The sequence below is a fragment of the Polynucleobacter sp. UB-Raua-W9 genome (genome assembly GCF_018687435.1).
Classification (GTDB): domain Bacteria; phylum Pseudomonadota; class Gammaproteobacteria; order Burkholderiales; family Burkholderiaceae; genus Polynucleobacter.
Map to the genome: position 1 here is coordinate 1,687,599 of NZ_CP061290.1, position 17,552 is coordinate 1,705,150.

At 46.2% G+C, this 17,552-nt stretch carries 22 protein-coding genes; 6 read left to right on the forward strand and 16 right to left on the reverse strand.

Going from position 1 to position 17,552, the window contains the following annotated elements; all coding sequences use genetic code 11:
* Position 1: 1 nt before the first annotated feature.
* Genes cyoE through AOC07_RS08600 form a run of 4 tightly spaced genes read right to left on the reverse strand, consistent with a single transcriptional unit; the run spans position 2 to position 3,457 of the window.
* Positions 2-895 (reverse strand): heme o synthase, encoded by an 894-nt coding sequence (cyoE, locus tag AOC07_RS08585; RefSeq protein WP_215293245.1) that lies wholly within the window; start codon positions 893-895, stop codon positions 2-4.
* Positions 892-2,019 (reverse strand): heme A synthase, encoded by a 1,128-nt coding sequence (locus AOC07_RS08590; RefSeq protein ID WP_215293247.1) that lies wholly within the window; start codon positions 2,017-2,019, stop codon positions 892-894. The genes cyoE and AOC07_RS08590 overlap by 4 nt, the downstream gene beginning before the upstream one ends.
* Complete coding sequence (locus AOC07_RS08595) at positions 2,019-2,675, reverse strand: hypothetical protein (RefSeq protein WP_215293249.1); 657 nt, start codon at positions 2,673-2,675, stop codon at positions 2,019-2,021. The genes AOC07_RS08590 and AOC07_RS08595 overlap by 1 nt, the downstream gene beginning before the upstream one ends.
* Complete coding sequence (locus tag AOC07_RS08600) at positions 2,672-3,457, reverse strand: SURF1 family protein (RefSeq protein ID WP_251371671.1); 786 nt, start codon at positions 3,455-3,457, stop codon at positions 2,672-2,674. The genes AOC07_RS08595 and AOC07_RS08600 overlap by 4 nt, the downstream gene beginning before the upstream one ends.
* Positions 3,458-3,471: 14 nt before the next feature.
* Between AOC07_RS08600 and AOC07_RS08605 the strand changes: the two genes are divergently transcribed.
* Entirely contained in the window at positions 3,472-3,684 is a 213-nt protein-coding gene (locus AOC07_RS08605) for a twin transmembrane helix small protein (RefSeq protein WP_215293251.1), read from the forward strand.
* A gap of 68 nt (positions 3,685-3,752) precedes the next feature.
* Here AOC07_RS08605 and AOC07_RS08610 read toward each other — a convergent pair whose 3' ends face one another.
* From AOC07_RS08610 to AOC07_RS08640, 7 genes are all read right to left on the reverse strand, one after another.
* Positions 3,753-4,607 (reverse strand): cytochrome c oxidase subunit 3, encoded by an 855-nt coding sequence (locus tag AOC07_RS08610; protein WP_215293253.1) that lies wholly within the window; start codon positions 4,605-4,607, stop codon positions 3,753-3,755.
* A 29-nt stretch (positions 4,608-4,636) separates the two neighbouring features.
* Complete coding sequence (locus AOC07_RS08615) at positions 4,637-4,831, reverse strand: DUF2970 domain-containing protein (RefSeq protein WP_215293255.1); 195 nt, start codon at positions 4,829-4,831, stop codon at positions 4,637-4,639.
* Positions 4,828-5,412, reverse strand: coding sequence for a cytochrome c oxidase assembly protein (locus tag AOC07_RS08620; RefSeq protein WP_215293257.1), 585 nt, complete (start codon positions 5,410-5,412; stop codon positions 4,828-4,830). The genes AOC07_RS08615 and AOC07_RS08620 overlap by 4 nt, the downstream gene beginning before the upstream one ends.
* 15 nt (positions 5,413-5,427) lie before the next feature.
* Positions 5,428-5,559 (reverse strand): cytochrome oxidase small assembly protein, encoded by a 132-nt coding sequence (locus tag AOC07_RS08625; protein WP_215293259.1) that lies wholly within the window; start codon positions 5,557-5,559, stop codon positions 5,428-5,430.
* A complete protein-coding gene (ctaD, locus tag AOC07_RS08630) occupies positions 5,543-7,162 on the reverse strand; it encodes a cytochrome c oxidase subunit I (protein ID WP_215293261.1) in 1,620 nt (539 codons plus the stop codon). Before ctaD ends, AOC07_RS08625 begins: the two co-directional genes overlap by 17 nt.
* A 42-nt stretch (positions 7,163-7,204) precedes the next feature.
* Positions 7,205-8,362 (reverse strand): cytochrome c oxidase subunit II, encoded by a 1,158-nt coding sequence (coxB, locus tag AOC07_RS08635; RefSeq protein WP_215357537.1) that lies wholly within the window; start codon positions 8,360-8,362, stop codon positions 7,205-7,207.
* Positions 8,363-8,542: 180 nt separating this feature from the next.
* Positions 8,543-9,340, reverse strand: a complete 798-nt coding sequence (locus tag AOC07_RS08640; RefSeq protein ID WP_215357538.1) for a methyltransferase domain-containing protein — start codon at positions 9,338-9,340, stop codon at positions 8,543-8,545.
* 23 nt (positions 9,341-9,363) lie between these two features.
* On the opposite strand from AOC07_RS08640, the gene AOC07_RS08645 reads away from it, so the two are divergent.
* Positions 9,364-10,113, forward strand: coding sequence for a ComF family protein (locus AOC07_RS08645; protein WP_215357539.1), 750 nt, complete (start codon positions 9,364-9,366; stop codon positions 10,111-10,113).
* Positions 10,106-10,576: a tRNA (uridine(34)/cytosine(34)/5-carboxymethylaminomethyluridine(34)-2'-O)-methyltransferase TrmL gene (gene trmL / locus AOC07_RS08650; RefSeq protein WP_215357540.1), complete on the forward strand. Its 471-nt coding sequence runs from the start codon at positions 10,106-10,108 to the stop codon at positions 10,574-10,576. Before AOC07_RS08645 ends, trmL begins: the two co-directional genes overlap by 8 nt.
* 18 nt (positions 10,577-10,594) lie before the next feature.
* Here the strand turns inward: trmL and AOC07_RS08655 are convergent, their stop codons facing one another.
* The 4 genes from AOC07_RS08655 to AOC07_RS08670 are packed head-to-tail and all read right to left on the reverse strand — an operon-like array spanning position 10,595 to position 12,864.
* Positions 10,595-11,617 (reverse strand): NAD(P)H-dependent glycerol-3-phosphate dehydrogenase, encoded by a 1,023-nt coding sequence (locus AOC07_RS08655; protein WP_215357541.1) that lies wholly within the window; start codon positions 11,615-11,617, stop codon positions 10,595-10,597.
* A 24-nt stretch (positions 11,618-11,641) separates the two neighbouring features.
* Complete coding sequence (secB, locus tag AOC07_RS08660; protein ID WP_215357542.1) at positions 11,642-12,163, reverse strand: protein-export chaperone SecB; 522 nt, start codon at positions 12,161-12,163, stop codon at positions 11,642-11,644.
* A 27-nt stretch (positions 12,164-12,190) separates the two neighbouring features.
* Entirely contained in the window at positions 12,191-12,445 is a 255-nt protein-coding gene (grxC, locus tag AOC07_RS08665) for a glutaredoxin 3 (protein ID WP_215358543.1), read from the reverse strand.
* A 5-nt stretch (positions 12,446-12,450) separates the two neighbouring features.
* Positions 12,451-12,864 carry a rhodanese-like domain-containing protein gene (locus AOC07_RS08670; RefSeq protein WP_215293272.1) on the reverse strand — a complete coding sequence of 138 codons (414 nt, stop codon included), beginning with the start codon at positions 12,862-12,864 and terminating at the stop codon, positions 12,451-12,453.
* Positions 12,865-12,886: 22 nt separating this feature from the next.
* Here AOC07_RS08670 and gpmA point away from each other — a divergent pair, with 22 nt between their 5' ends.
* From gpmA to AOC07_RS08685, 3 genes are read left to right on the forward strand one after another with little or no spacing between them, the layout of a single operon-like run.
* Complete coding sequence (gpmA, locus tag AOC07_RS08675) at positions 12,887-13,576, forward strand: 2,3-diphosphoglycerate-dependent phosphoglycerate mutase (RefSeq protein ID WP_215293274.1); 690 nt, start codon at positions 12,887-12,889, stop codon at positions 13,574-13,576.
* A 15-nt stretch (positions 13,577-13,591) separates the two neighbouring features.
* Positions 13,592-15,025: a S41 family peptidase gene (locus tag AOC07_RS08680; protein ID WP_215293276.1), complete on the forward strand. Its 1,434-nt coding sequence runs from the start codon at positions 13,592-13,594 to the stop codon at positions 15,023-15,025.
* Positions 15,026-15,046: 21 nt separating this feature from the next.
* Positions 15,047-15,799 carry a HesA/MoeB/ThiF family protein gene (locus AOC07_RS08685; RefSeq protein WP_215357543.1) on the forward strand — a complete coding sequence of 251 codons (753 nt, stop codon included), beginning with the start codon at positions 15,047-15,049 and terminating at the stop codon, positions 15,797-15,799.
* On the opposite strand, the gene ptsP is transcribed toward AOC07_RS08685, so the two are convergent.
* On the reverse strand, positions 15,796-17,550 hold the full coding sequence (gene ptsP / locus AOC07_RS08690) for a phosphoenolpyruvate--protein phosphotransferase (RefSeq protein WP_215357545.1): 1,755 nt from the start codon (positions 17,548-17,550) through the stop codon (positions 15,796-15,798). The two genes, AOC07_RS08685 and ptsP, sit on opposite strands and share 4 nt — an antisense overlap.
* Positions 17,551-17,552 lie beyond the last annotated feature (2 nt).

The window sequence follows — 17,552 nt, forward strand, 5'->3', positions numbered from 1 at the left end:
CTCAGAGGAAGTAGTGATCTATGAGCAACGCTGCAAAGAGCAAAGACAAATAGGTAATTGAAAAGCGGAAAGTTTTCTTAGCCAGCTCATCGCTATAAGAAATAAATAAAGCAATCGCATAGCCCAAGAACATGAAGCCAAGAATAATTGCGGAAACTAGATACACCATGCCGCTCATGCCATAAATATAAGGCAGCATAGTTGCCGCAATCAATATCAGGGTATACAAGAGGATATTGAGCAGGGTAAAACGCTCACCGTGTGTCACTGGCAACATTGGCAATCCAGATTGCACATAGTCGTCACGACGATATAGGGCTAAGGCCCAGAAGTGTGGGGGCGTCCAAACAAAAATAATTAAGACCAAAAGCCAGGCTTCGGCAGATAGCGTATTAGTTACCGCAGCCCAGCCTAGCGCTGGAGGCATTGCTCCAGAGAGGCCGCCAATCACAATATTTTGTGGCGTTGCTGGCTTTAGTAGCCAGGTGTAAATCACAGCATATCCCACAAAGGTTGCTAAAGTCAGCCACATAGTGAGGGGGTTGCAAAAGTTCCATAGAATGACCATTCCGAGCGAACCGAGAATGATAGAGAAAACAATAATATGAAATGGTGTCACCTCGCCAGTGGCTGAGGGGCGCCAAGAGGTACGCTTCATCTTTGCATCTACGGCTTGCTCAATTAAACAGTTCACAGCAAATGCGGCGCCCGCCAATAACCAGATACCAATAATTCCACCGAATAGAACGGGATAAGGAACCATACCTGGCGTCGCCAAGAACATGCCAATCACTGCACAAAAAACGGCAAGCTGAGTCACCCTGGGTTTTGTTAAAACCCAGTACTGACGCCAACGTGGCATTGCGACAGGCGCAGAGGTTTTAGGTGTGTTCATCGCTTTGCCATCTTCTTTGAAGGGGATGGGGCCCAAGACGCCCAATAACTCATCCTGACTAAACAAAATACTAAAGCGGCAGAACCCGCGGTGTGCAATAAAGCAGCAAATAATGGCCACTGAAATACGACGTTGGATATTCCGGTAAGGATTTGTAGCAGAAGCAATGCGATTAAAAGTTTTGCAAAGCGCTTCAGTTCTGATAACACCGGGTTTGCCAATTGCAGAGCTTTCCAGCCCAACGCACCCAAGACAATCAAAACCAAAATAGCAAATAAGCGATGTGCCCAATGAATTGTCTGTAAAGCTACTGGAGAAATAAATTCACCTTGCGCATTAAGACCTAATTGACGCCACAGGGTGAAGCCCTCCCTCCAATGAGTTTCTGGCCAGACACTTCCAAGGCAAGTAGGGAAATCCGGGCAGGCCAATACTGCATAATTAGTACTGACCCAAGCGCCTAAAAAGATTTGGATGGTCAGAACTACAAAAGCAATGCAGAGAAGCTGGGCTGGTAAAGGGCGTATGCGCAGAGTAAGGACAGCAGAAGTGCTCTGCTCCCAAGCTTGCTGTGCATAAGTAGTTAAGCAGGCCAATAAAAGCAAAGCCAACATCAAATGAATTGTCACGATGATGGGCTGTAATTTGAGGGTCACGGTCCATGCACCAAAAGCCCCCTGAACACATACCAACAAGAGTAGACCCAAACTACCCAGCAAAGGGAATTTTCCCAAAGACTTTACCTTGCCAAAAGCGAGGGCTACCTGAACCAAAATTAAGGCGCCTACTGTCATTGCTAAATAGCGATGAATCATTTCGATCCAGGCCTTTATTACGGTGACAGGGCCAGTAGGCAAAGCGGTCTCGGCCAACTGAATCTCGCCAAGTGCATGAAAGGGATTGGAGACCCCATAGCATCCCGGCCAATCAGGGCAACCCAGCCCTGAATCGGTTAAACGGGTAAATGCGCCAAACACAATCAGATCAAACGTCATAAAGACTAATACCCAATTGAGTTTTTGGAAAAAGCTATAGCCTGGCCTCGTCCAAAGATAAGCCAAGGGAAGTCCTGCAAATATGATCGCAATAGTAGCCAACTCCAAGAACAAAACAAAAGTAGGCATTACAAATTCTCACCCTTGTGATTTAACTTCAAGAGTTTTTCTAAATCCTTTTTGATGCCGGCAAATTCTTTCGGCGAATTGGTAACTGGGAAATACATCATCTTCGCCGGACTTGGATCAATCAACTGAATTTGCTGCCCTGAACCCTCTTTATTTAACCAAGATTCAAACTCGGCCTTTATCTTAGGATCTCCTGGAAGCCCTATAACCTTAAATCCAGCAGCCTGCTCGTCATAAGCCTTGGCAACTTCAGGATCAACAGGCTTTCCATCGGTATTGATCCAGACGAGTTGAACACGCTTACTCTCTCTACCCATTGCAATCCTCACCTGACGCATGAGAAAGAGCGCTTCAATACATTTTTCATCTTTGATTTGGCATTCACCGGCAGGGCGCGCAATCAAAAGAGTCCATTTACCTTGCAGCGGAACATTAAGCCACATCGCATTCAATTCTTGAGCTGGGTAGACCAAAGTGCCAAAGTTTGTTTTTCCACCTTCAGGTTTAATAACGTAATAGGCAAAATATGAAGCTATAACCGGAGAGGCACAAGCAAGCAATAACAACAGCATCTGAATGCGACCACGACGAGTGCGCGCATTAATAGCGGATGCGTCTATCTGTGAAGCTGGAATTAATAATTCTTTATCACTCACTCTTGATCCCCATTCAAACCCCGCCACCTATATTGCCGCAGGCCAGTAATCAACCAAAATAAGAAGCCAACAAGCGCTAATGCAAACCACTGGAATGCATAAGCATAATGGCGATCGACTCCGGTCGTCAGGGGAGCCCACTCGCGCAATAGGCCATCATCGATACCAGTATCAACCTCTCGCAAAATAAAAGGGCTCTGAGCCCAACCGCGCAATTTGCCCTCACCCACCAAATCAAAATTCTGCTCAATTCGGGGCTTGCCAGTATCGATGGCAGCCTTGCTTTCGCCTAAGGCATAAACCCTACCCGGATGGGCAAAGACAATACCTTCAATATTGACTAGATTAGATGGCGTTTTAATCGGAGGCAAAGACTCACGATTCTCATTGTTACGCGGAGCCCAACCCCGATTTACCCAAAGAATCTCATCGCGCCCCTGAAGCTGCAAAGGCATCAAAAGGTAAAAACCAGACTGCGAGGAATTGCCCCCAACAGAAGGGATTGGTCTTGGTCGGTTGTCCAACCAAATAGCCGCACGTGGGATATATTGACCACGAGCAATCATGCGACGCTCGCTTGCTTCTTCTAAAGTCAAAGGGCCCGCATTTGCACTCAAAATTGGCATCTGTTGCCTAGCTAATAAATTAGCGGCCAAGGCAATCTTGCCCTCAGCCCTACTCAACTGCCAAATACCAGCAGCACAGCCAATTGCAATGACCAGCAAGGCTGATAAAGTAGCAACTATGCGCTTAGCAATGAGGGCTGTAAAAAGATTATTCAAGTGAAGGATTTAAGATGAAGTGGATTATTCCGATTGTCCTACTAATGATTGTTGCTAGCTTAGGGTCAGCTCTCTATTACATGATGAAAGATAGGGGTAATAGCTCCAGAATGGTTCACTCGCTCATGCTGCGCATCGGTCTATCGCTCGCACTATTCATCGGGATTCTGCTAGCCCATTACTTTGGTCTGATTGAATCTACCGGCATCAAAGTAGGCACAAACTAAACTAGCCACTTAAAAATAGAACGCCTAAAAATCAATCGGGGCTTAGCGCCCCGATTTTTTTATCCCAGTTACATCCAATAGACAGCGATGTACAGACCAAGCCAGACAACGTCAACAAAGTGCCAGTACCAAGCAGCACCCTCGAAGGCAAAGTGATGTTTAGCAGTGAAATCGCCACGAATCATACGACGCAAAACAATTGCCAACATGGTGCCGCCAAGAAATACGTGGAAACCGTGGAAACCAGTCAACATGAAGAAGGTTGAGCCGTAGATACCAGAGGTCAATTTCAGATTGAGCTCATGGTAGGCATGGTAGTACTCATAGCCCTGGAAGCACAAAAAGATGAAGCCCAAGCCAACTGTTGCCGCCAAGCCAATAATGGCTTTCTTCATGTGGTTCTCAACCAATGCATGGTGGGCGATAGTAATCGTCACGCCAGAACTCAACAGCAGCAAAGTATTCACAGTTGGAATTGGCCAAGGACCCATGGTGGTAAATTTCTCAACCAAACCAGCGGGGCCATCGTTAGGCCAAACAGCCTGGAAGTTAGGCCAAAGTAATTTGCTCTCAACATCACCCATCCAAGGCATCGCAATATTGCGTGCATAGAAGAGCGCAGAAAAGAATGCGGCAAAGAACATGATCTCAGAGAAAATGAACCAAGCCATCGACCAGCGATAAGAAATATCAACGTTGACGCCATTCTTACCAGAATTCGACTCGGCGATCGTGTCGCCAAACCAGTTATAGAGCACGAACAGAATCCATGCGACACCAACCAAGCTTAAGGCGCCACCCCAAGAGGTGTGATTTACCCATCCAGACATGCCAAAGCCAAAAGCGATTAAGCCAATAGCTGCCATAGCGGGATGTCTAGATAGTCCAGGGACGTAATAGTATGGGGTTGAATTGGATGACATCTTATTCTCTCTATTCAATCAAAAAATAATTAATTGGACACAACTGCTTTCACTATCAAGAGCAGAACACCCATAAAAATGAGGGCGCCAACAACACCTGCAATGATAATGTGTACAAAACTTAGTGACGCTACATCTTCCTGCAAACCTGCTTTTTTACGCACTCCCAAGAAACCCCACATCACGGCTTTCATAGACTGCATAAAACTGCTTTTTTTCTTCATGAAACTACCTTCGACTTAGGGGCAGGCGGCGTACCGCCTAGTCCTAACTCAAAGAAGGTATATGACAAAGTGATTGTCTTAACGTCATCGGGTAAGCCCGCATCAATCACAAACACTACTGGCATCTTCTTTGTTTCATTTGCTGCTAGCGTTTGTTCCTGAAAACAAAAACACTCTAATTTAGTAAAAAACTCTGTTGCACTTTTAGGGGCGTAGCTCGGTATTGCCTGAGCCCGCACTACACGACCGAGATTATTGGTCACTTCATACACAATTTCAGTCATTTCACCGGGATGAACCTCCAAGAAGTTCTTCACAGGCTTGAATGTAAATGGTCCACGACTATTGGAATCAAACTCAATGGTTACAGTGCGCGCATAGTTAACCTGGGTATTGCCAACCTTATTTGGACTAAAGGCTCTGACACCATAATCATTTTTACTAGTTACTACGTTAATGCCAGTGACCTCACACAAGGCCTTGTACATCGGAACCAAGGCATAACCAAAACCAAACATCATGACTGAAGCAATCAGCAGCTTCAATAAGATTTGGCGGTTAGCAGAATAAGTAGCTGTCATATTGGCAAAGTGGGATTAACCCAAAACGCTCCACTTCATCACAATGCCGACAAAGAAGACTGCGGCAATGCTCAAAAGAATTAGCCCTAGGCGACGATTATTCGCAGCTAGGGCTTGTTTGGAAGACGTATTAAATTCCTGCTTCACGCAACTGCTCTGCACTAGGAGGTGTTTCAAAGGTATGGTGTGGCGCTGGTGAAGGCACAGTCCACTCTAAACCCTTAGCACCATCCCAAGGCTTGGCCGGAGCCTTCTCACCATAACCACGATACGCAGGCAATGCTACGCAGAACAAGAAGTACACCTGCGCTAAACCAAAACCTAGCGCTCCAATCGAGGCAATAGAATTGAAGTCAGCAAACTGAGTAGGGTAGTCTGCATAACGACGTGGCATACCAGCGAGGCCCAAGAAGTGCATTGGGAAGAAGGTGATATTAAAGAAAATCATGGAAGCCCAGAAGTGGATCTTGCCACGCGTTTCACTGGCCATACGACCTGTCCACTTAGGACACCAGTAGTAGAAGCCAGCAAACATTGCAAACAATGAACCTGCTACCAACACATAGTGGAAGTGAGCAACTACGTAATAGGTATCTTGCAAACCAATATCAATTGGCGCCATTGCCAAGATCAACCCTGTAAAGCCACCCATCGTAAATACGAAAATGAAGCCAATAGCCCACAACATTGGAGTTTCAAAGGTCATCGAACCTTTCCACATCGTTGCAACCCAGTTGAAAATTTTCACACCAGTTGGAACAGCAATCAACATCGTTGCATACATAAAGAACAGCTGACCAGTGACTGGCATGCCTGTTGCAAACATGTGGTGAGCCCAAACAATGAATGACAAGATCGCAATAGACGATGTTGCATAAACCATAGAACTGTAGCCAAACAATGTTTTTCTGGAGAATGCTGGAACGATTTCACTGACGATTCCAAAGGCAGGAAGAATCATGATGTAAACCTCTGGGTGCCCAAAGAACCAGAAGATATGCTGGAACATGACTGGGTCACCACCGCCAACAGCAGAGAAGAATGAAGTGCCAAAATGGCGGTCAGTCAATACCATGGTGATAGCGCCAGCCAATACAGGCATTACAGCTATCAACAAGTAAGCAGTGATCAACCAAGTCCAGCAGAACATTGGCATCTTCATCAAAGTCATGCCAGGGGCACGCATATTCAAAATGGTCACGATGATATTGATCGAACCCATAATGGAAGAAGCACCCAATAAGTGGAGGGCAAAAATAGCCATGTCCATACCAGGACCCATCTGTGAGGTCAAAGGCGCATAGATGGTCCAACCACCTGCTGGAGCGCCACCTGGAACTAGGAATGAGCTCAACAACAAGGTTGCAGCCACCGGCAAAATCCAGAAGCTGAAGTTATTCATACGGGCAAACGCCATATCAGACGCGCCAATTTGCAAAGGCACCATCCAGTTAGCAAAGCCAACGAATGCCGGCATGATCGCACCAAATACCATTACCAAGCCATGCATGGTTGTTAGCTGATTAAAGAACTCCGGGCGGAAAAACTGCAGGCCTGGTTGGAATAACTCCAAACGAATTCCCATGGCCATTACACCACCAGCCAGTAAGCTAACAAATGAGAAGATCAGATACATCGTGCCGATGTCTTTGTGGTTTGTTGCAAACAACCAACGACGCCATCCGTGTGGCGTGTGATCATCATGCGCGTGGTCGTGTGCGTGATCGTGGGTAGTAGAGACTGTGCTCATGAATTACTCCGGTTTCGTTTTATCTGTATTAGTTAATTTGGATTACTTGCCGCCACGTGCGGTAATAATTTGTTGGGTCTGAATTACCTCACCCGTCTTATTACCCCATGAGTTACGGGTGTAGGTAATAACGGCGGCGATATCGCCATCAGAAATTACGCCAGCCCATTTAGGCATTGCATTTTTACCGTTGAGCAGAATGTTGTATTGACCTTCCTTTGGTCCATTCACCACTTTGCTACCGTCTAGCGCTGGGAATGCGCCCGCACCCTTACCATTTGGCTGGTGACATGCAGCACAATTCGCTGCATACACTTTTGCACCACGTTCTTTTTGCTCATCTAAGGTGTAAACCTTGGAAGGGTCATCGCCGCCAGCACCCATTTCTTTTTTCTTCTGAGCAACCCAAGCCGTGTAGTCCTCTTGTGAAACTACTTTTACAACGATAGGCATGAAGGCATGCTCTGCACCACACAACTCAGAACACTGGCCGCGGAATGTACCAATTTTCTCAGCTCTAAACCAAGTATCACGAACAAAGCCTGGGATCGCGTCTTGCTTTACACCAAAGGCTGGAATAGTCCACGCATGAATCACGTCATTTGCAGTTGTGATCAAACGAATTTTTTTGCCCACTGGCACAACCATTTCGTTATCCACTTCCATCAAATAGGTATCTGACTTAGGTGCCAAGTTGTTAATTGCTTCACGTGATGTAGCTAAGGTGGATAAGAAACTAATGCCTTCGCCTTCGCCTTTGATGTAGTCGTAACCCCATTTCCACTGATAACCAGTGGTCTTAATGGTGACATCTGAATTGGTTGTATCTTTCATTGCCACAACAGTTTTTGTTGCAGGCAATGCCATGCCAATAACGATGAGCAAAGGAATGACTGTCCAAATGATTTCAACGGTTGTGCTCTCGTGGAAAGAGGCTGATTTATGACCCAATGATTTGCGGTGTTTCAAGATGGAATAGAACATCACCCCAAATACTCCGATAAAAATCAACGCACAGATCGCCAACATCATCCAATGCAACCAGTGGATCTCTTGCATGATTTTGGTTGCAGGTGCAGCAAAATTTAACTGATTAACAGCTGGGCCACCCGGCATATTTTCAGATGCCTGTGCAAAAGCAGTGCCAAAGGCTGCTACTAAATAGAGCGAAGCCCTAATGACTTTTCCAAATAAATTCATCTTATTCTCTGTTTATTGTCGCGAGCAAAGTGGCTAAAAACGCCACAAAATGCCCAAAAAGCGGTCTAAAGCCAATACATCCAGCGGTAATTATAGGGTTAATTGAGCTCAACAACAAACCGACCTAACCCAAGCTAATCCAATCTTGGCAATGGTTAAAATGATAGTAAGCACTCACACTTAAGCAGAATCTGACCTAGTCTTGCGCCCAATTTGATTTATATCAATATAGGCGATGTTGTCCCGTGCTTTCGTAAGATGTTTTCCTATCACCCAAGCGTGTCCATACACCACCTCTAATGTCATTTTTTGCGGCAAAACTCCGCTTTTGAACTGTTCAATTGCTGGCATTTGTAGCAATTTCAATGCACCTGCATCAGCCATTAATAGCGCATCAGACTGGTAATCAAGGCTTATAAATTCCATATCCATTACAGGATCCGAAAAACGCTCTCCGAGAAGAGCATCCCCCATATCGTGCATATCCCAAGGACTCAATAAATTTTTTAACTTCAGTACGCCCAGCTCAAGAGCGCGCAATTCGTTTCCGGTATCAGGCCCTAAATAGCTAAAAGCGATTAAGCCGCCCTCTCGCAAAATACGCCAACACTCTTGCAAAAAATGTCGTGGATCAGGCAAGTCTTGCAACAAGAGATCACTGAACACCAAATCAACAGAATTGTCTGGAAGATTAAATTTATCATTTGCTAGGTAACTAGCTATGGGTTCCGCATTCCTATTAAACAAAGAGCGCCAATTAGATAAAGCTTTTGAGCGCCACATGTCAAAACCAGAAATTCCCTCTTCAGACAGACTATGAATATTTGCATTGGGATAGCGTTTTGCAAAAGAAGCTAAATGCTTTCCAGGAAAATCCGGAACGATAAGAACATCCTTGACATCGAGTTTGACGACATCGAGTTTTTGCAACATGCGGTCTGCAATTTCGTCTTGTAACCATCTGATCGGCTGGGTCATTGACTCAGTATACTCAGCGCCCCATGCGTTTTCTAGAGAAGATTTTTCAATCTATTAGCCAGCAAGTTCTGCCAAGCGCCTGCATCGTCTGTGAGCGCCATCAACTGAACTCAATTTGCGCACAATGTTTGCAATCCTTAAGGACGGATGGCTTACTCAATTTTGAATGTTGCTTTCAGTGTGGCATCACCCTAAAAATGCCAGAGCTTAAAGAGCAGCGCTGTAAACAATGCAAAATTAATCCACCTTATTTTGATAAAACTTATTGCCTAGATCGCTATGAAGGTGCACTACAAAATGCAATCCATCAACTGAAGTATCAGAAACGTCTTGCTCATGCCCATGGACTAGCAAATGTGTGGAATCAACTGCTTCCGAAGCAGTTAGAAAATAGCAATGCAAGTTTTCTACTGCCCGTACCCCTGAGTACACAGAAATTATCCTCACGGGGTTTTAATCAAAGCTGGGAGATTGCGCGCAGAATTCATTGCAATCCAAGTATCCAGAAATTACCTCGCGCACTAAAGCGCCATCATCATGAAATTAAACAAGCAGGAGGTGGGCTTTCTGCCAGACGCCTAGCAATACGAGACATGTTTTATCTTGATGACAACTTTATGCCGCTTTTACAGGGTGAAAACGTCATTGTTTTTGATGATGTGATGACCAGTGGAGCCACTCTTAATGAAATCGCACGCGTTCTGAAGGACAATGGTGCATCACACGTCACCAACTGGGTTTTACTCAGAACAGCAAGAGCGCCACATGTTTAATATTGTTTTATTCGAGCCTGAAATCCCACCAAATACCGGCAACATCATTAGACTATGCGCCAATACCGGAGCTACGCTGCATTTGATTGAGCCCCTAGGATTTCCAATGGAAGATGCCAAACTGCGCAGAGCAGGGCTCGACTATCATGAGTTCGCGAAAGTAAAGGTTCACGCCAATTGGGCGCAATTTCTTAAAGATGAACAACCGGACCCAAAACACCTATTTGCTTTAACAACAAAAGGAAGTGGAAGGTTTCATGAAGGCAAATACACCCCTCACGATTACTTTGTGTTTGGCTCCGAGACCAAAGGTATTACTGACGAAGTGCGTAACTCCATCCCAGAAAATAATCAAATGCGCCTGGCAATGCAAGATAGTAGTCGTAGTTTGAACTTATCTAATACGGTAGCGATTGTGGTGTATGAGGCCTGGCGCCAAAATGGTCTGGCAGGCGGCAAATGAAAGCTTGGCCGGGGCGAACTAAGCCTCTATTTTTGGGTCCCGGCCCATTAGCTTCTTGAGTGCTTCTGGTGGTGAAAGTCTGCCAGCAAGCACTTCACCCATCATTGTAGTAATTGGCATCTCAACACCCAGGCGCTTCGCCAAATCTCCTACTGCAGCAGCGCAAAGGACCCCTTCAGCAACATGGCCTAGGCCAGACAAAATCTCTTTTAATGATTTACCGGAGGCAAGTTCGAGACCTACGCGTCGATTACGAGAAAGATCTCCTGTTGCCGTCAATATGAGGTCGCCAACTCCCGTGAGGCCCATACAGGTTTCTGGTCTACCACCGGCTGCCTTCACTAAGCGCATCATCTCAGCCAAACCGCGCGTAAGAACAGCAGCCCGAGCATTTAAACCCAAATCCAAGCCATCGCCAATACCAGCGGCAATTGCTAAAACATTTTTAATCGCGCCACCTAACTCCACACCCACCAAATCATCACTTGAATAAACGCGCATATTGCCATGATGAAACGCAGCTTGCGCTACAACACACAAATCAGCGGAAGTGCTGGCAATTGTTAAGGCACATGGCATCCCGGCGCCGACCTCTGATGCAAAGCTGGGTCCAGATAATGCGCCATAAGAATGGCAAATGCCATGGTTATGTAACTGATCCTCACGCTCAACCACTTGATGCGGCAACAATGCTGTAGTTGGCTCCAAACCTTTACATAACCAAATAATATTGAGAGGATGCTCAGCAATTTTTAATACTTGAGCAATTGTTTCTGAAAGCCCGGACATTGGCGTTGCAATCACCAATAGATCATCAGGAGAAAGTCTTTGAATAGCGACAGAGAGATTGCTCTCTAATGCAATGTTTTTGGACAACTGAATGTTAGGCAGATAGGAGCGGTTCTCGCCGCTCCTCTCAATATCTGCCAGTTGATCTTTGCTGCGAGACCACAAGCAAACATCTCCATTATTGAGGTGGCGCGCCGCTTGTGCAGCCATCGCCGTTCCCCAAGCTCCAGCACCAATCAGGGTCACTTTCATGATCTAAGAGCCCCTTGTTTAGAGCTAGTGGGGAAGAATAATTTTGCTCTCATCAGTGGCGCCACTCTCTGTGCCAGCTGCCTGTTGAGCTTGCATGAGGCGGTGCTCATACATGCCATGGAAATTAATCTCATTCAGATGAATGGGCTGGAAGCCGGCGCGACTAATGATGTCGGCAATATTTGAACGAAGGTATGGGTACAAAATGGTTGGGCAGGCAATACCCAGCATCGGATCAAGCTGTTGCGGTGGAATGTTACTGAATTCAAAAATGCCAGCTTGCTTAGCCTCAACTAAGAACAGCACTTTTGAGTCTACTTTGGCAGTAACGGTAGAGATAATCGCCACCTCAAAAATGCTCTCGCTTAATGGGCTAACAGCAATATCAACCTCTACTTCTACTTGAGGCTCTGCAGCAACCAATAAAATTTGTGGCGCATTAGGCTGTTCCAATGAAAGATCTTTAAGATAAATGCGCTGAATCCGAAATCCAGGTTCATTTGAGTTATCAGCCCCTGCTTGAGGTGCGGTAGATTGTTCAGTCATTGCTATCTTTCTTGACGAATTAATACATTAAACCAATAAGGGATCGAGCTTACCTGCACGATCTAAAGCCACAAGATCATCGTATCCACCAACATGAGTGTCACCAATATAAATTTGCGGAACAGTGCGGCGACCAGTGCGGGTCATCATGAGCTCACGCTGCGCAGGATCACGATCAATCAAAATCTTTTCTAAATTACTCACGCCTTTTTTGAGCAATAGCTTTTCAGCCATTACGCAATATGGACAAACTTGGGTGCTGTACATGGTTACTGGGGGCATAGACATTACTTAACCAAGGGAAGGGATGCCTGTTTCCAAGCATGGACGCCACCCTCAAGAGCTCCAACCTCAGCGAACCCTAACTTTTGAACCTCGGCAATAGCCTTACGAGAATAGGCCCCGGTTTCGCAAACCAGAACTACCGGAAGCTTGCGGTCTAACTTGAGCTTCTCAATCGCAGCCGAGATCTCGGATGTACTAATGAATTTGGCCCCAGGGAGTCGGCCTGCCTTATAAGCCTCTTCAGGGCGCAAGTCCAAAACATAGGCCTTTCGACGATTAATCCAAATCGTAGCTTCGGTAGGCGACAAGCCCTTTCCGCCAATAAGCGTAGATAATGAGGGTAGGAAGAGCGCGGCGCCCGAAACTAAAAGCAGGGCAATAAGCGCTAAATTATCAATTTGAGTGAGAAAGTTCATCACCGGATTATAGAATGGCTCTATGAAACAACTTGTCCTTATTCGTCATGGCGAATCCGCCTGGAACCTTGAAAATCGCTTCACTGGCTGGGCAGATGTTGACTTGACCCCAAAAGGCGCAGAACAAGCCCTAGCAGCCGGTGAAAGCCTTAAAAAAGCAGGCTATGAGTTTGATGTGGCCTACACCTCAGTTTTAAGACGCGCCATTCGCACTCTTTGGCATGTTCAAGACGCTATGGATTTAATGTGGCTTCCTGTTGTTCATAGCTGGAGGTTGAATGAGCGCCATTACGGTGCGCTCACAGGTCTCAATAAAGCAGAGACTGCGACTAAGTATGGTGACGAACAAGTTCATATCTGGCGCCGCTCTTATGATGTTCGCCCGCCATTACTAGAGCCTAGTGATGAGCGCAATCCTATAAATGACCAGCGCTATTCAAAACTAAATACTTCGGACATTCCTTTAGGGGAGTGTCTCAAAGACAATGTAGAGCGCGTGCTACCTCTATGGAATGAGTCGATTGCACCAGCTCTTAAAGCTGGAAAACGTGTACTCTTAGTTGCGCATGGCAATAGCATCCGCTCTTTAATTAAATACTTGGACCAAATGTCTGACGCAGCCATTATGGAAGTGAATGTTCCTAATGGCGTACCACTTGTGTATGAGCTTGATGACAATCTCAAACCCATTCAACACTTTTATCTGGACTAGGGTCAAAAAAGAAACATGCGCCAATTTCTAAAGAATTTCGCTCTCATTACAGTCGGCTTGATTGCTGGGGTAGCAGCCACCATTCAACTTTCAGCAACCGCTCAGCAAGGTGCGCAACTGCCACTTGATGAGCTTCGCACACTCTCTAACGTCTTTGCGCAAATCAAGCGTGAGTACGTTGAACCGATTGAAGACAAGCAACTATTAACTGATGCTGTCAAGGGAATGGTTAGCAGCCTTGACCCGCACTCAACCTTTCTCGACAAAAAAGATTTTGCTGAAATGCAAGAGGCAACTTCAGGAAAGTTTGCTGGTCTCGGAATAGAAATCACCTCCGAAGATGGTGTTGTAAAGGTTCTCAATCCGATTGAAGACAGCCCTGCTGCACGTGCTGGATTACAGGCAGGCGACCTCATTACCCGCTTAGATGACAAGCCCGTACGCGGTATGTCGCTGGATAAAGCGGTGCGTACCATGCGCGGCACACCAGGTACTAAAATTACCTTAACCGTATATCGTAAGAGTGAAGAGCGCAGCTTTCCAGTCACTATTACTCGCGCAGAAATTAAAGTGCAGTCTGTCAAAGCCAAAATTCTGGATAACGACATTGCATGGGTTCGAGTAACGAGTTTCCAAGAGCGTACCGTCCCAGACCTCGCTAAAAAATTAACCGATTTAGCCACTCAAGACCCAAAACTCAAAGGCATCATTCTTGACCTCCGGAATAATGGTGGCGGCCTTCTGCAAGGCGCGGTTGGTGTGGCTGCAGCTTTTTTGCCTGCGGATGTGGTGGTGGTTTCCACTAAAGGTCAGGCGCCTGACTCTAAACAAGTATTTAATGCCACGCCAGCCATGTATCGCTTAAGTGAGCCCGGCGACCCATTAGCCGGTGTACCAGAGATTTTCAAGAAGTTACCAATGGTTGTCTTGGTTAATGCCTATTCAGCCTCCGCTTCTGAGATTGTTGCTGGCGCATTACAAGACTACAAACGCGCAACCATTATTGGTAAGACAACCTTTGGTAAGGGTTCCGTTCAGACTGTACGCCCACTGACCAATGACTCTGCCCTCAAGATCACAACCGCCTACTACTACACGCCAAGCGGAAAATCGATTCAGGCATTTGGTGTTAAACCTGATATCCCCGTGGATCAAAACAAAGATGGTGATCCAGACGATGTCCTTATTACTCGTGAAATTGATAGTGAAAAGCATCTACGCAATAAGCAATCTGCTGAAGATAAGCTGATTAAAGATCGCGAACAACGTCGCCTCGAAGAGTTACAGCGCATTGAAGATAAAAATGCGAAGAAAACTCCTGAAGAGAAAGAAAAAGATAAAAACAAAAAGCCGCCTGAACTTGGTAGTGCAGATGACTTCATGCTTTCACAGGCAGTTGCATTCATTAACGGTCAGCCGGTGAAGCGCTCTTCATCCAAGCTCGAGTAATTTTCATTTTCTGGCCTGCAGATGAATGATGAGCAGTTACTTCGATACTCAAGGCATTTACTGCTTGAAGAAATCGATGTTGCAGGCCAAGAAAAGCTTTTAGAATCTCATGCTCTAGTCATTGGTGCTGGCGGCCTTGGAAGTGCGGCAGCGCCATACCTAGCTGCTGCCGGTATTGGCCATATCACCCTGCTGGATCATGATCAAGTCGAGCTGACTAATCTACAACGCCAAATCATGCACACCGAACAAAGTGTAGGCAAGAGTAAGGTCAATTCAGGAAAAGCGTTCTTGCAAAAATTAAACTCGGGTATTCATATTGAAACGATTGAGGCTAAAGCAACGTCGTCGCTCCTGGATGAATTATTGCCAAGCGTTGATGTCGTTTTAGATTGCACCGACAATTTTGCAACGCGCCACCTCATTAATGCTGGCTGTGTAAACCATCAAACTCCATTGGTTTCTGGATCGGCACTTCGCTTTGATGGACAGATCAGCGTATTTGACCCGCGCAATTCCACATCCCCCTGTTATGCCTGCGTCTTTTCACCCGATGAAAACTTTGAAGAAGTAAGTTGCTCTTCGATGGGAATTTTTTCACCGCTGGTAGGTATTGTTGGTGCAATGCAAGCGGCTCAAGCCATTCAAGTGCTAGTGGGTTTTGGAGAAGTCTTGATAGGGCGTATGTTGCTGTGGAATGCGCGCACTACCCAAGTAGATGAATTTAAAATCTCCCGCAATCCCGAATGCTCGGTTTGCGGCAAAGCGCATTAAGCCATTAGGCGCTCTAAAGCTTTAGCCTGGTCTTCCGGCTCATAGGCCTTCAAGACCCTTGGAACACGGGCCTTTAATAAACCCACGTTTGCTTTTAAGATTTCACGCTTAACCAATAGCAGCTGACTGAAGTGCATCGAGAAATCCGTCAATCCCAGGGCGAGTAACAATCTCGTCAAGGAAGGGTCTCCAGCCATCTCGCCACATACCGCAATGGGCACATCGGCGCGTTTCGCTTGCTCAATCACATTGGCCAGTAAATTTAAAATTGCTGGATGCAGCGGGTCATACAGATGGGCCACAGCATGATCAGCACGGTCGATTGCCAAGGTGTACTGAATTAAATCATTTGTGCCAATAGATAAAAAATCGAAACGATTGATAAATAGAGGTAGGACCAAAGCGGCGGCCGGGATTTCAATCATGGCGCCCACCTGAATATTGGCATTAAACGCCTGACCACGTTGATGAAGTTGTTGCTTCGCTTTTTCAATTAAGCGGAAAGTTTCATCAATCTCTTTGGCGTGAGCCAACATCGGAATCATGATGCGAGCTTGACCGTATGCAGAAGCCCGCAAGATCGCTCGCAACTGGGTTAAAAAGATTTCTGGCTCAGTTAAAGACCAACGAATTGCCCGCAAGCCCAATGGGGATGTACCCGTTTGAGATACATCACTACCACCAGCACCCAATGCTTTATCGGCACCAACGTCAATTGTTCTAATGTTGACAGGCAGGCCATGCATCAAATCCACCACACGGCGGTACTCTAAAAATTGCTGTTCCTCGTCGGGCAGCGCTTGCTGGCGATCCATGAACAAAAACTCGGAGCGGAATAAACCAACACCGACGGCGCCTAATTTCACAGCTTGAATGGCGTCCTCGGGTAACTCAATGTTGGCAAATAACTCAATCTGAACGCGATCCGCTGTTTCAGTCTTAGCATGCTTGAGCTGCTGTAACTTACGAGCTTCTTTGATGCCCTGAGTTTGTAACTTGCGGTATTCCTCAAGCAACTTTTCATCTGGAGCTACGACTACAACCCCTTGCTCACCATCTAAGACCAACCAATCGCCATGGCGAATCATTTCGCTAGCATGGCGCACGCCTACTACCGCAGGAATCTCCATGCTACGAGCAACAATGGCGGTATGAGAGGTCTTGCCGCCGAGGTCCGTTACAAAACCAGTAAAGGCGAACTCCTTAAAGCGCAACATATCGTGAGGCGCAATATCGTGAGCCACGATAATCGAATCAACACCTAAATCACTCGGGGACATCATGTCAGCGCTATCGAGCGCATCTTTTTTCTGCGCATTTAAGGCTTTAATTACTCGCTCAGCTACTTGACGAATATCGTTGGCACGCTCTTTTAAATAAGGGTCTTCAATTTCAGAAAACTGCTCCAACAAATCATTTAGTTCAGTTGTGAGAGCCCAGGCAGCATTCATGCGCTGAGAGCGAATTAACATGATCGGCTTCTCGGCTAAGGCCGGATCAGCAAGAATCATGCCATGCACATCTAAGAACGCAGCCATTTCTTGTGGTGCATCTTTTGGGAGACCATCGCGCAGTTGGTTGAGCTCTTGGCGAACCTGATCAAAAGCATCTAGTAACTTTCGCGCCTCAGACTCTTCTTTGCCTGGCTCAACTAAATAGTGACTAACCTCTAATGCTGCATGAGAAATCAGTACGGCCTTGCCAATTGCAATCCCTTTTGATACCGGAATTCCGTGCAAGGCAAAAGTCATTT

Excerpts from the sequence above, each read along its gene's own strand:
- cyoE (WP_215293245.1), bottom strand. The coding sequence starts at position 895 with ATGAACACACCTAAAACCTCTGCGCCTGTCGCAATGCCACGTTGGCGT.
- AOC07_RS08590 (WP_215293247.1), bottom strand. The coding sequence starts at position 2,019 with ATGCCTACTTTTGTTTTGTTCTTGGAGTTGGCTACTATTGCGATCATA.
- AOC07_RS08605 (WP_215293251.1), top strand. The coding sequence starts at position 3,472 with ATGAAGTGGATTATTCCGATTGTCCTACTAATGATTGTTGCTAGCTTA.
- AOC07_RS08610 (WP_215293253.1), bottom strand. The coding sequence starts at position 4,607 with ATGTCATCCAATTCAACCCCATACTATTACGTCCCTGGACTATCTAGA.
- AOC07_RS08615 (WP_215293255.1), bottom strand. The coding sequence starts at position 4,831 with ATGAAGAAAAAAAGCAGTTTTATGCAGTCTATGAAAGCCGTGATGTGG.
- AOC07_RS08620 (WP_215293257.1), bottom strand. The coding sequence starts at position 5,412 with ATGACAGCTACTTATTCTGCTAACCGCCAAATCTTATTGAAGCTGCTG.
- ctaD (WP_215293261.1), bottom strand. The coding sequence starts at position 7,162 with ATGAGCACAGTCTCTACTACCCACGATCACGCACACGACCACGCGCAT.
- coxB (WP_215357537.1), bottom strand. The coding sequence starts at position 8,362 with ATGAATTTATTTGGAAAAGTCATTAGGGCTTCGCTCTATTTAGTAGCA.
- AOC07_RS08640 (WP_215357538.1), bottom strand. The coding sequence starts at position 9,340 with ATGACCCAGCCGATCAGATGGTTACAAGACGAAATTGCAGACCGCATG.
- AOC07_RS08645 (WP_215357539.1), top strand. The coding sequence starts at position 9,364 with ATGCGTTTTCTAGAGAAGATTTTTCAATCTATTAGCCAGCAAGTTCTG.
- trmL (WP_215357540.1), top strand. The coding sequence starts at position 10,106 with ATGTTTAATATTGTTTTATTCGAGCCTGAAATCCCACCAAATACCGGC.
- AOC07_RS08655 (WP_215357541.1), bottom strand. The coding sequence starts at position 11,617 with ATGAAAGTGACCCTGATTGGTGCTGGAGCTTGGGGAACGGCGATGGCT.
- secB (WP_215357542.1), bottom strand. The coding sequence starts at position 12,163 with ATGACTGAACAATCTACCGCACCTCAAGCAGGGGCTGATAACTCAAAT.
- grxC (WP_215358543.1), bottom strand. The coding sequence starts at position 12,445 with ATGCCCCCAGTAACCATGTACAGCACCCAAGTTTGTCCATATTGCGTA.
- AOC07_RS08670 (WP_215293272.1), bottom strand. The coding sequence starts at position 12,864 with ATGAACTTTCTCACTCAAATTGATAATTTAGCGCTTATTGCCCTGCTT.
- gpmA (WP_215293274.1), top strand. The coding sequence starts at position 12,887 with ATGAAACAACTTGTCCTTATTCGTCATGGCGAATCCGCCTGGAACCTT.
- AOC07_RS08680 (WP_215293276.1), top strand. The coding sequence starts at position 13,592 with ATGCGCCAATTTCTAAAGAATTTCGCTCTCATTACAGTCGGCTTGATT.
- AOC07_RS08685 (WP_215357543.1), top strand. The coding sequence starts at position 15,047 with ATGAATGATGAGCAGTTACTTCGATACTCAAGGCATTTACTGCTTGAA.
- ptsP (WP_215357545.1), bottom strand. The coding sequence starts at position 17,550 with ATGACTTTTGCCTTGCACGGAATTCCGGTATCAAAAGGGATTGCAATT.